This window comes from Pseudoalteromonas thalassia, from assembly GCF_049257215.1.
In the GTDB taxonomy this organism is placed as follows: Bacteria; Pseudomonadota; Gammaproteobacteria; order Enterobacterales; family Alteromonadaceae; genus Pseudoalteromonas; species Pseudoalteromonas lipolytica_C.
In genome coordinates this window covers 13,146-26,073 of the sequence record NZ_JBMMUE010000008.1, presented here as the reverse complement: position 1 = coordinate 26,073, position 12,928 = coordinate 13,146, and the positions used below count along the sequence as shown (strand labels likewise).

Here is a 12,928-nt window from a genome sequence, read left to right as displayed (position 1 = left end):
GGGGTAGTATGAGCGAAAATGTATACCAGTTTATCGATGTACAACGTGTTGATCCGCGGAAAAAGCCAATTTCAGCGCGTAAGCAATCTTTCGTCGAAATTTACGAGCCGTTTTCTGAGACACAAGTAAACTCACAAGCGGACCGCTGTTTGGATTGTGGTAACCCGTATTGCGAATGGAAATGTCCGGTACATAACTATATTCCACAATGGTTAAAGCTCATTCGTACTGGCCGTATTTTAGAAGCGGCAGAGCTTTCTCACCGTACTAACAGCTTACCAGAGGTGTGTGGACGAGTTTGTCCACAAGACCGTTTGTGTGAAGGCTCATGTACACTTGAAGAGGAATTCGGTGCTGTTACTATCGGTAATATCGAAAAGTACATCACAGATACAGCCTTTAAGATGGGCTGGAAACCAGATATGTCGTATGTTGTTTGGTCTGACAAAAAAGTAGCAATTATTGGTGCTGGCCCGGCAGGCCTGGGCTGTGCGGATATTTTAGTACGTAACGGTGTAAAACCTGTGGTGTTTGACCGTCATCCAGAAATTGGCGGACTTCTTACGTTTGGTATTCCTTCTTTCAAGCTTGAAAAAGAAGTGATGCAAAAGCGTCGTGAAATTTTCACTGAAATGGGTGTCGAGTTTAAGTTAAACACTGAGGTTGGCGTAGATGTTACCCTTGATGAAATACTCGCTGAATATGATGCCGTGTTCTTAGGTGTTGGTACGTATCAAAGTATGCGTGCAGGACTTGAGAATGAAGACGCTGATGGTGTGTTTGATGCACTACCATTCTTAATTGGTAACACCAACCGTGTTATGGGCTATGCCGAAGACAAGCAAGCTTATATCGATATGGCTAACGAAAAAGTCGTCGTGTTAGGCGGTGGTGATACAGCAATGGACTGTGTAAGAACCTCTATTCGCCAAGGTGCTACAAAAGTAACTTGTGCTTATCGTCGTGACGAAGAAAACATGCCAGGCTCAAAACGTGAAGTTAAAAATGCCCGTGAAGAGGGTGTTGAATTTACCTTTAACGTTCAACCTAAAGGTATTGTGGTTGACGAGCAAGGCAAAGTTGCAGGCGTAAAAATGGTTAAAACTCAGTTGGGTGAACCAGATGAGAATGGCCGTCGTCGTGCCGAAGAAGTGGCCGGTTCTGAACATGTTATTGAAGCAACTAAAGTGCTAATGGCATTTGGTTTTAAACCTCATAAAATGGATTGGTTGGAGCCGTATGGCGTTGAAATTAACCATTGGGGTGGCATTAATGCTCCTGAGCAAGGAGAATTTACTCACCAAACAACGAACCCTAAAATCTTTGCGGGTGGTGATATAGTTCGCGGTTCAGATTTAGTTGTTACAGCTATTTTCGAAGGCCGAAATGCAGCTGAAGGTATAATGGAATATCTTGGCGTATAAGTACTTAACTTAATGTACGATTTTGAAAGCAAGCCGATGGCTTGCTTTTTTTATGCTTAATAAAGCAAAATCATCGCCTCAACTAACATTTGATTTGTTGAGAGTAATCCCCGATAAAGAAAATGAAAAATCAGAACCAGCAACGTATAATTGCTCAGTAAAAATTGTTGGATTCTAATTTATCTTCGCAGTTTAGTGCTAGCTCCATATTTGCTCCACATTGTTACGCTTTAATGTTCCAAAGAAGTTTGGATCCAGTATGGACATTTGATGCTAACAACATGGAAAAAAAGAAAATGTTTTGCGAACACATTAATCATGAGCAACTAAACTGTTTTCAACCAAGTTCAAAATCTGAAAATGATTTACTTAATGAGGTTATGAAAAGTGAAGATCTGCACGATATTCTGACTATGGTTTTATTAGACGAAACCTTATCAGACGCGTTTAAAGCGATGGTTAGGAAGCAATTAAAAATAATAAAAAATATGAAACGGAAATAAAAATGTCGCAGATATTAGTCGTTGAAGACGACTTAGATATTGCAGAACAAGTGCTGTTGTTCTTCAATGCATCTGGCTTTACTACTCATCACATTACTGATGGCAGCGCCGTGGTGTCGTGGGTCAAAGAGAATAATCCAGATGCAATAATTCTAGATGTTATGTTACCTAATTTAGATGGCGTGGAGTGCATGAAGCAGATCCGCGCTTTTTCTATGGTACCCATTATTATGGTAACCGCTAAAGTTGAAGAGGCTGATAGGTTAAAAGGGTTAGAGCATGGTGCTGATGATTATGTGTGTAAACCTTTTAGTGGCGCAGAGCTTGTCATGCGTGTTAAGGCTATTTTAAGACGATGTACACCAATATCCCAGCAGCCAACTGAGATGCCTGCTACTATTTGTCTAAACGAAGATGCCTTAGAAGTTGAAATTCAAGGTGTATCGCTCGGTTTAACTAAGGTCGAATTTGACGTGTTTAAGCTTTTATATAAAGCACCAAAACGTGTTTTCTCAAGGCAGCAGATACTTGATCATATTCAACCTAATAACTTTGACATTACCGATCGTGTTATCGATAGTCATATCAAAAACATCCGCAAAAAACTTAAGAATTTAAAGTTCTCTCCTAAGGTAGTCGCTTCTGTTTACGGCGCAGGCTATCGTTATGATGAACGTCAAATCAATTGATTTGGCGTTCATCGCTTTCACACCTTATTGCAAACGGTACGTTCACCTTTTCTAACAGAATGGCTAAATACGTACACTGATAACTCTCTGGATTGAATATCCTGCCAAATTTGTTTACTAGGAAGTGGACATAATGCGTAATGTAAATATTGGCTTAGCGCCTCACCTTCAAGAGCAATTGGAGTTGGCGTTTGTACATATACTTGAATTGCATTAGTTGAATATTTAATCTTGTTTAAACGCCAATGACCTAATAAAAACTGTTTTGCAAAAAACTGTGATATACGCTGTTTTGCAGATTCAGACAGAGGAGGTGACGCTACTGGCTTTTCATAGCTTACATAATAAAGCCCAGCACTTAATAGCAAGCTAGCGATAGCAGCACTGAAAGGAAGATGAGACTTTTTGGTTTTTTTAACTTTGTTTTGACGATGTTTACGCTCAACAGACTTAGCCCATTGAGCATGCTTTAATGACTCTGACATGGTTCCATTCCACAGTAGTTTATAGTGCTATTTAAGCAATAAAATGTGGTGAAAAAATGGAGACGAAAGCGCTTATTTATTACTTAAAGGCAGTAAAATCCTGATACATAAACCACCTGACTTACCCGGTAATGCGCTAATATTACCAGACATTAGTTCTACAAAACTTTGGCAGATCGAAAGCCCTAAGCCAGAACCTCCTAATGCACGGCTACGAGACTCTTCAATACGATATAAACGGTCGAAGAGTTTGCCTATATGCGCTTTTCCTACCCCAGGAGAGGTATCATCAACTTGAATAAACAACTCTTGGTTGTTTGCTCTTACTTTAAGGCGAACATGGCCAGGGCTGTCTGTGTATAGGCAGGCATTAGTAAAAATATTGTTGAGAATTTGGTCAAGCTTTTGCTTATCTACCGTGATCTCAACTCCTTCAGCAATAATAATGTCAGCTAAAAATGTGAGTTGATGGCTGCAAACATAGCGGCGCATGTCTTGCTCGTATTCAGTAAAAATATGTGCTGCATTATATTGTTGAAGATTTAATGTAAGAGTTTTGTTTTCAGCTTGAGATAACTGATATACATCGGATATTAAGTTATTCAGCTGTGCTATCTTGCCATTAATTTTGCTGTAGGCTAGGTCACGGTTTTCTTGAATATCGAGTTCCAGCGCTTCGATATGCAGTTTTAATACACTCAGTGGTGTGCGTAATTCATGGGATATATCTGCAAGCATTTTGTCTTTCTCAATCAAGCTATATTGATACAGCTTTGCTTTAAATAGTGCTTTTCGATGCTTAAAGTAATACAGCACTAAGGCAAGCGTACTGAACAATAAAACAATGCCGGCTGATAACAGCCATATCTGTTTTTCTAATCGCTGATTATTCATTTGAGCTGTAGCGAGTTTGTTTTTTTGTATCTCATCATCAATGCGCTGCTGTTGCTCGATTGCTGTTAATTGTTTTTTGTTCTTTTCAACAGCTAGATTTAAATGCTCTTCAAACAACGACTCGGCAAGTGTGTTTTTAAGTTTTAGCTGCTCAGCTGCTAGCTTGTAATCACCGATAAGTTCAGCATAAATCGCGGTATAACCGTGCTGTTTTTGATTCAATAAGCGGTTATCAATATCAGCGAGTAGTTCTTTTGTGTTGCTTAAATAAATATTAATCAATATAGGGTTTTTTAGTGCTAGATGTAGTTCGATTAAATTAAAGTAAGAGTAAATTTTGCTTAATGTCGAGCCAGACTTAAGCGCTGCGTTGAGCCCTGATTCAGCACTACTGAGCGCCATATGTTGGTTGTCTATTTTTAAATACAATTGCATTAGCGTATGTTTCGCGGTAGCCATATTCTCATAGGCGTTGACGTCGGCTAAACGGGTATAAGCGTTATTTAATAAGGGGAGCGCCTGCTCTAAGTCACCTCGTTTATACACTAACTTGGCAAGTTGTAAGCTGGTGTCTGCAATATTCATTTGGTTTTTGGTTTTAATATCAAACTCAAGCGCTTTTTTATAGAAGTACTCAGATTGAGAAAGGTCATCAAGTCTTTGAGCAAGGTTTGCTAAGTTATAAAAGTTAGTGGCAACCAGTTCATAATTATCGCTGTTTTCTAACAAGCCTTGTGCTTTTACTTGATGGTGCATTGATTGTTCAAGATCATTAAGTGTGTCGTATAGCGAACCTAAATTGCTATGGCTTTGTGCTTGTAGGTTTTTGTCTTCAAGTTCGTTTGCAAGCGCTAAGGCTGCCATGTAGTGCTTCTTTGCTTCAATTGTTTTTACTTGGCGGCGGTAGTTGATCCCCAACTCTTTTTGGATCTGGTATTGATCCTCTTTACTCAAATTAGCAATTTTTTGTAATGGCAGTAACAGTTCAATTGCCTCGTTGTAATGACCTTTTTTACGTAAAAGTGGCGCTTGTGCCATGGCAACATTATAGGTTGATGAAGTGCTATTATGATCTTTGTATTGCTCAAGAATTGTTAGGGCTTCACTGATTTTTCCTTGGTTTTCAAGGTCAGTGACTTGATTTAATAGAGAACTTGGCAGTGTGGTTGCTACACTCGCGCATGACAAAAAATAAATAGCGATAAGTAAAGAGTATTTCATTAGAGGTTAGAATGGGCTTAATGTGTTCGCATACTAACGAGAAAATGTGTAGAAATTATGGAGTTATTAGTTAACGTTTTTCGTTATTTCATATTATTTAATGAAAAAGAATTACTATTAATCTGTTTAAACCTTACATGTTATTATTTTTCACCTTTTTGTCTCATTATCAAAAATTTCTGATTGTTTTCAGATATCTGAAGCCTAAAATCAAGTTGAATATAATTTATACACAATTGGCATAATAATAAATAATTTATTTATCATTTTTGCTAGTAATAAAGTTTTGATTAATTCTTCAGGCGAAAATACAATGAAAAAATCTATTTTATCTATATTGGTAGCATGTGGGATGCTTGCAGCAGATGCATCGGCAAATAACTGCACTGGCGAGTTATATGGTATTAACTCTGGTCGAGGTCATTTAGGTTTCGTTTTTTCAATAGATGAACAAGCGCAAAGCGCAGCTGTTCATTCAAAAGCTGCGTTTTCATCTGCAGCGATAGCATTTGATAGCACAAGAAACCGACTTTATTACGTAGCAGCTCCACGACCGCTTTCATATATGTTAGATGTAAGTGAATTTAATTTAGCGAGCCATGAACTTGCTGACCTGCCGATACAAAGTGAAAAGTATAAATATACTCGTATTGCTTATGTAGATATGGATACAAAAGAACACACCGTTCTTAATCGATCTAATCCGATGACTCGTTTAGCGTATGATCCAAATCGCGATGTTATTTATGGCTCAAAAGGCAGTAAACTTTATGTTATTTCTCCTGAGTCAGGTGAGACGCAGTTCGTAGGTAATATGACTGGTTATGGTAATAGCTCAGATATTCTTCGCGGCGATATGGTTGTAAAAAAAGGCGAAGTTTATTTGGTTTCTGCAACCAGTATCTTTTCATTGGATCTTTCTACACTTGAATTATCGAAAAAGTCTGAACATGGTTTAACAACAGTAACCGGTGCTGCGCTAGACCAAAATGGAGAGTTATTAATTTCACGAGAAGTTATTAATGATCAAGGTAATTATAACATTACGAAGTTGTATAAAGCGTCGATTGAAACGGGCAAAACCTGCGCAATGGGTACATACCCAATGCGAATTAATGATTTAGCGTTAAACACACTTAAGTCAGTCGCGTGTTATAGCCAGCCAACTTGTAGTATTGGTGCTCAGCCACTAGTTATCACCAGTATTGATAAAAATAGAAAGGCAACTTGGCAAAACTATACTTTAAATGCCTATTTATTTGATAAACCAATAGCAAAACTGACTAGTTCAGCAAACTTTGGTGAAGACGGTATTGTCAATAAAACGGTTTCAATAAATCATGATTTTGCTGCTGCAAACTCAATTACTGAAGCTGCTATTGATAATTACAATACAGATATCTTTTTTGTGGGAAGTTTTCATGACACCGATTTTACAGATGCTGAACTTGCAGAGCTTTACAATTGGTCAAATAAAACTGGCAATGTAACTATTATTGCGTCTGATTCTGATATGCCGAATGAAAAAGTCTATGCCAAATGGGGTTACACAGTTACTCGTAATGGTTATGTAGATGGGCCAAATACTCAAAACCCTGATGGTGTGAATACTCAAGCTCAACAAGCTATTTTCGCGGGTCCATTTGGTGGTGTAACGAGTTTCTATCAAGCAGGTGGTGCTAAAGGGTATTTTTCTGAGATGCCTGTAGGTACGCAAGTATTAGCAGTTAATCAAGATGGCTTACCAACGATAGTAAAGGACTCTGCTACTGGTGATATTTTATTGTCTGATAGTGGCATTCTTACTAGCCAAGATAAAAATGAAAACTTCACAGATGGTTCAGGGGTTTCAAGTATGAGTGACCGATTACTGATGAATTTGTTTAACTACGCTAGTGAAATAAATTAATTTGCAATACTATTAAGTATTATGCATCGTGAAGTAGGCTGCTTCACGATGATTTTGTTTTATAAATCACCTCTTGATACCCACTATTTTATTATCTTATTAATCTATAAAAATATAAATATTTAGAAATCTTTATATTTAATATTAATATCTTATTTGGTGTTTTTTCTGTTTGTCACTTACTCGGTTATACTATTTTTCCATTGTTGAATCAAAAATTTCCTATTGTTTATTTTGTGTTGTTTATTATTATTTACCTTTGAATGTGTTTAAATTTAAAACAAAACTTTATAGTTGTATGTTTTTTATTTTTTAATAAATTGGTTTCTTTTAGGTGAATATAAAATGAAAAAATCTATATTGTCAATATTAACTGTTTGTAGTGCACTTTCCTCGAGTGTTTATGCAAATACGTGTACAGGTGAGCTTTATGGAATTAACTCAGGGCGTGGAGATTTAGGGATTGTCTTTTCCTTAAATGAACAAGAGCAAACTGCTGCAATTCATTCAAAAGCAAAGTTTTCATCAGCAGCAATGGCTTTCGATAGCACTCGCAACCGCTTGTATTATATTGCTGCGCCTCGACCGTTAACTTATAAACTTGACCCAACTTCATTAAATTTAACAGAAGAAGAATTACGGGATTTACCCATTAAAGCTGCTAAATATAAATATACTCGTTTAGCCTATGTTGATATGGATAGCAAAGAACATAAGATTGTTAATAGGACTTCTCCAATGACTCGATTAGCATATGATGCTACTCGAGATATTTTTTATGGCTCAAAAGGGAGTGAGCTATATGCAGTGTATCCAGAGTCTGGTGAAACTGAGTACCTTGGTAGCATGACTGGCTACGGTAGTAAATCAGATATTCTCCGTGGTGATATGGTTGTCAAAGAAGGGCAGATTTATCTAGTGTCTTCTTCAAGCATTTTTTCTTTAGATCTAGAGACATTAAAATTAACAAAAATGTCAGAACATAGACTAACAACAGTAACAGGTGCAGCGCTTGATCAAAATGGAGAGTTATTAATATCTAGAGAAGTGATCAATGATCAAGGTAATTACAACATTACAAAATTGTATAAAGCATCAATAGAAACAGGGAAAACCTGTGAATTGGGTACTTACCCAATGCGTATAAATGACTTAGCTACAAATACATTAAAGCCTGCTGCATGCTATTCTGAATCTCTGTGTAGTACAGCCCCTGAGAAAATTGTTGTAACGAGTATTGATCAAGCCAGACAAGCAACTTGGGCAGGTTATACCCTTAATGGTTGGTTAATGACACACTCTACGGCAAAATTAACAAATCCAGCAAATTTTGGTGAATCAGGTGTTGTTCGCAAGCCTATATCTATTAACAACGATTTTGCAGCGTCAAATTCAATTACTGAGCAAGCACTGGATAATTACAATACAGATATCTTTTTTATTGGTAGTTTCCGATTAAGTAATTTCACAGATGCAGAACTTGATGAAGCATATAACTGGTCTTTAAAAAAAGGTAATGTCGCAATTATTGCTGGTGATGCAGATTACCCTGAAGAGAAAATTTATCCAAAATGGGGTTATACCGTAACTCAAGTTGGTTATATCGATGGCCCAAGCATGCCAAATCCTGAAGGTTTTGGCTCTGAAGCTCAGCAAGGCATTTTTGCGGGCCCATTTGGTAATGTAATTGAATTTTACCAAGCTGGTTCAGCTAGAGGTTACTTTTCTGAAATGCCAGAGGGTACTCAGATATTAGCTGTTAACCAACAAGGTTTACCGACTATTGTTTTAGATGCTGCCACTGGAGATATTCTTTTAGCAGATAGTGGTATGTTAACTCTTCAGCCTAAAACTGAAAACATTACTGATGGTCCAGGTGTTTCAAGTATGGCGGATCGTCTACTTACTAACTTGTTTAACTATGCCAGTGAAATAGAATAATTATTAGTTGGCTATAGTAAAATCGCGAAGCATTGAATGCTTCGCGATTTTTAATATAAAATTATTTACCAGCAACCAGTTAGGGTATTTTTCACTCTATTGGTGTGCTGTTTAACTAATAAATAATTAACTCCCACCAATAATACATGACAGCTTGCAAGCACAATTATCCATGGTGAAATACTTTGTGCTAAAAGACTGACTGTTACCAAGCTCATTAGCATCAAAAGCAATGACGAATTTAATGCAGTTTGTAATAACTGCTTAAAGCGTAAATGTTTCCAACGACTCCAAACAATCAGTAAAAATGCGGTAGTGGGGAGTATAAATAATATACATTCAATTAACGTAACGAATAACTGAGCGCTTTGCGAAGGCGGAGCAGCTGTTGCAGCTGTTGCAGCTTGTGAATGGTTAGAGCTTAAGGCAACCAATCCAAGCACCACAGTGATAAACATATTTTTAATATTCATTCATAAACTCTAAACTAATAAATCTTTAGCAGCTAAACACCTAAGCATTCAAATTAGGCATGCGCGTTTATGAGCTCTTTTGCATTGGCTCTTGCCATTTTACTGATGTTATCGCCAGCGAGTAGTCGGGCTATTTCATCAATACGGCCTTCTTTTGTAAGCTTATTCATTTGCGTATAGGTTTCGCCGTCTGCAATTTCTTTTGCAACAAAAAATTGTTGATGCCCAGAACTTGCTACTTGCGGCAAGTGAGTTACACAAATTACTTGTGTCGATTTACCGAGTTGGCGTAAAAGTTTACCAACGGCTGAAGCGGTTGGGCCAGAAATACCCACATCGACTTCATCGAAAATTAGTGTTGGCGTTGTAACACGTTGAGCAATAATAACCTGAATCGCTAAACTAATACGTGATAGTTCACCACCCGAGGCCACCTTAGAAAGTGCTTGCATTGGTTGACCTGGGTTAGTTGATACTAAAAACGAAACCATATCAAAGCCCATTGAGCTTGGTGCTTTATCGGTAGCTTGCTGAATATCAATCGCAAACTTGCCATTTTCCATCGACAAGTTCGCCATGCTATCGCTAATTAATTGGTTAAGTGTTTGTGCGTAACTATGACGGCTTTCACTTAATAATTGAGCTGCCTGTTTGTATTGCTCAAGCGCATCATCAATTTCACTTTCAAGCGCACCTAAACGGTCACTGTTATAGCTGATTGATGCTAACTCTTCACTGATAGATTGATGAAACTCAACTAACTCTTCTGGTTTTATATGGTGCTTGCGGGCAAGGTCCATAATACCTGTTAACCTTGTTTCAACTTCATCTAAGCGAGCGGGGTCTAAGTCAGTTACATCGACATAACTACGAATTTCACGGCTTGCTTCTTCAACTTGTACAGCAGCCTCGCTAAGTAGCGCTGCAATGCTCGATAAACTTTCATCATAACTAGCAAGCTCAGCAAATTGCTGCGCACTGTGTTGCAACATTGAACAAGCACTTAGCTCGTCACTTTCGTATAAGTGTTGTAGCTCACGCTGGCATGACTCTAAGATAGTTTGGCTATGACTTAGTTTGTGATGCTCAGCTTCAATCTCCTCAAATTCACCCGGCTGTAAAGCAAATTCATCAAGTTCAGCCACCTGATACTCTAATAACTGCTTTTGAGCTGCTTGTTGCTGTTGCTGCTGCTCTAAATGATTAAATTCTTTGAGTAATGCTTGGTAAGCTTTGTAGCGCTCTTTAACATCAGTTAATAGCTGGTTGTGGCCTGCATAAGCATCAAGTAAATGTAATTGATGCTCAGACTTTAACAAGTGCTGATGGGCATGTTGACCATGAATTGAAATTAAATACTGACCTAACTCTTTTAATTGCGCAGCGGTTACTGAGCTGCCATTAATATAGCTTTTGCTGCGGCCATTTTTACAAATAACTCGACGCAGCAAACATTCACCGTCGTTATTTGAAAGTAAATGCTGTTCTAAAAACTGTTGGGCGAGCGGAAGTTGGCTAATATCAAACTCAGCGCAGATCTCTGCGCGTTCAGAGCCTGGGCGAACCGCAGCTGCATCAGCTCGTTCACCAAGGCACAATGATAGCGCGTCGATGGCAATTGATTTACCTGCGCCGGTTTCACCTGTAATGGCGGTCATGCCATTGTGCCACTCAGTACTCAAGTTACTGACGATGGCAAAATTTTTAATTTCTAACCCAATTAACATACTGTTTATCCATCCAGCTAATTAACTGTTAATTTATACAGTGTTTTTGGGTTTTGCAAATTAAATTTTAAACTTTGCTTAATTCTGCGTTCTGATTTTCTTGGTTTATGTCTTTTGGATTCGATGAGTTCAGCTCTTTTGCTTGTTCATCTGAGGGCATTGTCGGCGGCTGATACTTGATGACTTCAATTAGCGATGGCAAAGATTCCTGATAAAATGACTTGTTGTACTCGATGCCATTGTAAGGAAGTTCAGCCATGAAATATTGAAGGCGGTCAGCTAATTGATCTAATTCTTCTGGTGTCTGCGCTTTGCTCGCTTCCATGATGATGGTATTTATCAATAAATCACTGATGTATTCAAGGTGAGCAAGGTTTTCTTCATTATGAGCTTGAACAACAAAAAAGTTACTCGTAATTTGACTTAAACGCGAAACATTTTTCGGACGAATAAGTTTGCCTTCGCTAAAGTCAATCAACTTGCTTTTAAAGTCATTATTAATTTCTTTTACACGTTGGTTAAAACGTTTCTTTTCAGCCTCAATCGCTTTACGACGGTTGCTTTCAACCATCCAGTAACACCCTAGCAAGGTGATAAGTAATAACAGAGCAAGAAAAACGATATAGCTCATTTCGGTGAAGTATCCTTAAAAAATTACAGCATTAAGTATGATTATTTTGCGCTAATCAATCTGCCTTGGCAATTATTTAAGATAAAAATTGCTATTTAAAATAGCCGACTTCCCCAATTAAGTTTTTTCCTCAAAACATCATAGTAGGAATAGTCTTTAGGGTGAATTAAGCGCAAGTGTTTATCGGCTTTTTTGATAACCACTTCATCTCCGGGCAATACCGCCAAAACCACATGACTGTCGCAGCTTACTTGCAGACTGTCGGTATTTTCGAGGCTGAGCTTTAAGCGCACTTCGTTATCGGCATCAACCACTAGGGGACGACTTGATAAAGTATGTGGGAACATAGGTACTAATGAAATTGCGTTCAGCTCAGGTGTTAGAATAGGCCCGCCACCCGATAATGAATAAGCAGTTGAGCCTGTTGGTGTTGAGACAATTAAGCCGTCTGAGCGCTGTGAGAACACAAAATCGTTGTTAATAAAGGCTTCAAACTCAATCATATGGGCAACTTTATCGGCATGAAGAACAGCTTCATTAACCGCCAAATTCGCACTCTTAAGTTCGGCATGACGATAGACTTCAACTTCTAATAAAAAGCGTTTTTCTTCGATAAATTGTCCGCTTAGGACATGTTCAAGACTTGCTTCAAAACCTTCTGGGTTTAAATCAGTTAAAAAGCCTAAGTTACCTCTGTTTACACCAATAACTGCAACATCAAAGCGCGCAAGAACGCGAGCAGCACCAAGCATGTTTCCATCGCCGCCAACAACAATGGCTAAATCTGCCCGTTCACCTAAATCAACTAACTTAACTAAGTTTTCTGCTGGTACGTTGTCAAGTTGGCGTCCAGTTCGTTGCTCGACGAGCACTTCAAAGCCTAAGGCAAGTAAAAAAGTATGAAGGCGTTGCAGGGTCGTGGCTGCGGCGCTGTGATTAGGTTTGCCAATCAAACCTATGGTCTTGAACGGTGAATCCATGTTAATTGCACTTAAACTTTCATAGCAATAGATTACATTAAAAATTAATGC

Annotated in this window: 11 protein-coding genes; 5 read left to right on the top strand and 6 right to left on the bottom strand. The window is 38.2% G+C overall.

Annotated features, from left to right (window positions below; genetic code table 11):
• The first annotated feature begins 8 nt into the window (after nt 1-8).
• From AAEU31_RS10870 to AAEU31_RS10860, 3 genes are all read left to right on the top strand, one after another.
• Entirely contained in the window at nt 9-1,424 is a 1,416-nt protein-coding gene (locus AAEU31_RS10870; protein WP_135924238.1) for an FAD-dependent oxidoreductase, read from the top strand.
• Between the two features lie 167 nt (nt 1,425-1,591).
• A complete protein-coding gene (locus AAEU31_RS10865) occupies nt 1,592-1,927 on the top strand; it encodes a hypothetical protein (protein ID WP_240704511.1) in 336 nt (111 codons plus the stop codon).
• Nucleotides 1,928-1,929: 2 nt separating this feature from the next.
• Nucleotides 1,930-2,616: a response regulator gene (locus AAEU31_RS10860; protein WP_421967216.1), complete on the top strand. Its 687-nt coding sequence runs from the start codon at nt 1,930-1,932 to the stop codon at nt 2,614-2,616.
• Between the two features lie 17 nt (nt 2,617-2,633).
• Here AAEU31_RS10860 and AAEU31_RS10855 read toward each other — a convergent pair whose 3' ends face one another.
• Nucleotides 2,634-3,101, bottom strand: a complete 468-nt coding sequence (locus tag AAEU31_RS10855) for a hypothetical protein (RefSeq protein WP_199525731.1) — start codon at nt 3,099-3,101, stop codon at nt 2,634-2,636.
• A 72-nt stretch (nt 3,102-3,173) separates the two neighbouring features.
• Nucleotides 3,174-5,216, bottom strand: coding sequence for an ATP-binding protein (locus AAEU31_RS10850; RefSeq protein WP_421967215.1), 2,043 nt, complete (start codon nt 5,214-5,216; stop codon nt 3,174-3,176).
• A 313-nt stretch (nt 5,217-5,529) separates the two neighbouring features.
• Here AAEU31_RS10850 and AAEU31_RS10845 point away from each other — a divergent pair, with 313 nt between their 5' ends.
• Nucleotides 5,530-7,125 (top strand): hypothetical protein, encoded by a 1,596-nt coding sequence (locus tag AAEU31_RS10845; protein WP_421967214.1) that lies wholly within the window; start codon nt 5,530-5,532, stop codon nt 7,123-7,125.
• 345 nt (nt 7,126-7,470) lie between these two features.
• Nucleotides 7,471-9,066 (top strand): hypothetical protein, encoded by a 1,596-nt coding sequence (locus tag AAEU31_RS10840; RefSeq protein ID WP_421967213.1) that lies wholly within the window; start codon nt 7,471-7,473, stop codon nt 9,064-9,066.
• Nucleotides 9,067-9,131: 65 nt separating this feature from the next.
• On the opposite strand, the gene AAEU31_RS10835 is transcribed toward AAEU31_RS10840, so the two are convergent.
• From AAEU31_RS10835 to nadK, 4 genes are all read right to left on the bottom strand, one after another.
• Nucleotides 9,132-9,539: a hypothetical protein gene (locus AAEU31_RS10835; RefSeq protein ID WP_421967212.1), complete on the bottom strand. Its 408-nt coding sequence runs from the start codon at nt 9,537-9,539 to the stop codon at nt 9,132-9,134.
• Nucleotides 9,540-9,592: 53 nt separating this feature from the next.
• Complete coding sequence (gene recN / locus AAEU31_RS10830; protein ID WP_135924245.1) at nt 9,593-11,266, bottom strand: DNA repair protein RecN; 1,674 nt, start codon at nt 11,264-11,266, stop codon at nt 9,593-9,595.
• A 67-nt stretch (nt 11,267-11,333) separates the two neighbouring features.
• The gene (locus AAEU31_RS10825) at nt 11,334-11,897 is read right to left on the bottom strand and encodes a hypothetical protein (RefSeq protein WP_135924246.1); all 564 of its coding nucleotides are present in this window, start codon (nt 11,895-11,897) and stop codon (nt 11,334-11,336) included.
• A gap of 95 nt (nt 11,898-11,992) precedes the next feature.
• A complete protein-coding gene (gene nadK, locus AAEU31_RS10820; protein ID WP_135924247.1) occupies nt 11,993-12,877 on the bottom strand; it encodes an NAD(+) kinase in 885 nt (294 codons plus the stop codon).
• Nucleotides 12,878-12,928: the final 51 nt, after the last annotated feature.

Bases quoted from the DNA above. Each gene is read 5' to 3' on its own strand.
- AAEU31_RS10870 (WP_135924238.1), top strand. From the start codon at position 9: ATGAGCGAAAATGTATACCAGTTTATCGATGTACAACGTGTTGATCCG.
- AAEU31_RS10860 (WP_421967216.1), top strand. From the start codon at position 1,930: ATGTCGCAGATATTAGTCGTTGAAGACGACTTAGATATTGCAGAACAA.
- AAEU31_RS10855 (WP_199525731.1), bottom strand. From the start codon at position 3,101: ATGTCAGAGTCATTAAAGCATGCTCAATGGGCTAAGTCTGTTGAGCGT.
- AAEU31_RS10850 (WP_421967215.1), bottom strand. From the start codon at position 5,216: ATGAAATACTCTTTACTTATCGCTATTTATTTTTTGTCATGCGCGAGT.
- AAEU31_RS10845 (WP_421967214.1), top strand. From the start codon at position 5,530: ATGAAAAAATCTATTTTATCTATATTGGTAGCATGTGGGATGCTTGCA.
- AAEU31_RS10840 (WP_421967213.1), top strand. From the start codon at position 7,471: ATGAAAAAATCTATATTGTCAATATTAACTGTTTGTAGTGCACTTTCC.
- AAEU31_RS10835 (WP_421967212.1), bottom strand. From the start codon at position 9,539: ATGAATATTAAAAATATGTTTATCACTGTGGTGCTTGGATTGGTTGCC.
- recN (WP_135924245.1), bottom strand. From the start codon at position 11,266: ATGTTAATTGGGTTAGAAATTAAAAATTTTGCCATCGTCAGTAACTTG.
- AAEU31_RS10825 (WP_135924246.1), bottom strand. From the start codon at position 11,897: ATGAGCTATATCGTTTTTCTTGCTCTGTTATTACTTATCACCTTGCTA.
- nadK (WP_135924247.1), bottom strand. From the start codon at position 12,877: ATGGATTCACCGTTCAAGACCATAGGTTTGATTGGCAAACCTAATCAC.